This is a genomic window from Actinophytocola sediminis (genome assembly GCF_054779715.1).
Genome location: NZ_BAAGXS010000055.1, coordinates 1 through 1573, shown reverse-complemented (window position 1 = coordinate 1573; position 1573 = coordinate 1). Strand labels below are relative to the sequence as shown.

Below are 1573 nucleotides of genomic sequence, written 5' to 3'. Positions count from 1 at the left end.
TCGTTCGTTCGGATTCATTCATAGCATCCTGACCGAGGCGGGAACGGAATTTCGTCGTCGCGGCGGGGACATGCGGTCGGGCGAGTCGCTAGGGCACCGTTAGCCCTCCATCGAGCACCCGCAGCGGGGAAGGTGGCTGTAAGGCCAGACTGCGGGGAGGAGGTGGGGGCGTCCCCTTGGCGCGGACGCCCCCACCCTCGCATCTACTCTCCGTTACACCTCAGTGGGGTAGATCGGAAGGCCTTGAGGGCGGGGCGCGCTCACGGCGTTGTTCGCGGCTCAACGTCAGGGGCTGGTCGAGCTCGAAGCAGTACCTGCCTTCGGGGGCGGAGCCGCGCCGGCACCGGTTGACGGGCGCCCGCGTCCGAGCTGGTCGCGAAGATCGCGGGTTGGATCACAAGGCGACCGCGCGGCTTGGTGGGAGGACCGCCTCTGGAGCGCTACGCCGCCGCCCCGGCCCACTGGAGAAGCGGCTTGGCCCGACCTTCGCAAGAAACTGAAGGAGCTGGACGAGGAACGACCTGCGGCGCCTCAATCCAGCGCGCGGGAGCTGGGTGGCTGGGCGTTGACAGTTGGACATGTTTGCCTCGCGCGCGTTCGACCCCACCGAGTCACTGTCGGTCCACGGCCGTAACGATGTGTGATCGCACTCAGATCGCCCATCTGTAACGATAGCCATAACCGAAATATGCTCTCGGTACGAGAGTACCGACTGTATATCCGCCGATGCAGCGAGAGGCGAACAAACCAACATCTCTGACGGTATTAGTGGGCATATAAATACATGCCTGCCGGTAGGAATAGGATCGCGACATGACTGTTCTTCGCGTATTCGCCTGACCGCGTTCTCGGAGGGCGAGAATCGCGAACGGTAGACAGCTGCGATCGCCGCTGAGTTGCCGCCACTGGAGCCCGAGGCGATCGTCGCGATCGGACGCCTCACGGCTCTACTGGACGCACGCCTGGGCGCGACTGGGGATGGCGGACGGTGAGGGGTGCCGGCGTCGAGGCCCGCTAGATGAGGTCAGGCTCGGGGTATCGCTCGTGCTGCGAGGACGCGAAGTCGGTGGCGGCGGCGATCATCCAGTCCGGGGCGGCGTGATCGGCGAGGATGATGGTGATCGGTCCGTCGGTCTGGATGGCGACGACGGGTCGGCCGAGGTGGGTGCGCGTCACCATCACGGGTCTGTCCATGTTGGTCACGCGCGCTCGCCGCCTGGGCTCAGCGGTCGGAGCTTTGTCCCCTTTTTGTCCACTATTTACATATACCCGATGGGTCTAGTCAATAGAAACCCGACGTGACCAGAACCTCCGCACGGAACTGATTCAGAACGGTCTCCCGCTGACCTGGATCCGCGCCCAGTCTCCGGTTCGGTGACATTTACTCCGGAAATGTCACGTAGTTTCGTCGTTCCCCGGAATCTGCGCGGTGGTTTCGGCGATCTGCTTACGGATGGTCTGTTCGTCTTCGTGACTGAGGCCGTCAGCGGAGATGACGATCCACCGTTCGCCCGGTTGGACTATCGATCCCACACGTTTGGCGTGGAGCCCGAGGGACTCCAGTGCCGCCTGC

At 63.8% G+C, this 1573-nt stretch carries 2 protein-coding genes; one reads left to right on the top strand and one right to left on the bottom strand.

Features of this window, described 5'->3' with window-relative positions; translation table 11 throughout:
• Positions 1-103 (top strand): helix-turn-helix domain-containing protein (locus tag ACYVIP_RS28230; protein WP_460401675.1); only part of this gene is annotated, 103 nt, incomplete at its 5' end.
• Between the two features lie 911 nt (positions 104-1014).
• Here the strand turns inward: ACYVIP_RS28230 and ACYVIP_RS28225 are convergent.
• On the bottom strand, positions 1015-1194 hold the full coding sequence (locus tag ACYVIP_RS28225; protein ID WP_460401673.1) for a hypothetical protein: 180 nt from the start codon (positions 1192-1194) through the stop codon (positions 1015-1017).
• Positions 1195-1573 lie beyond the last annotated feature (379 nt).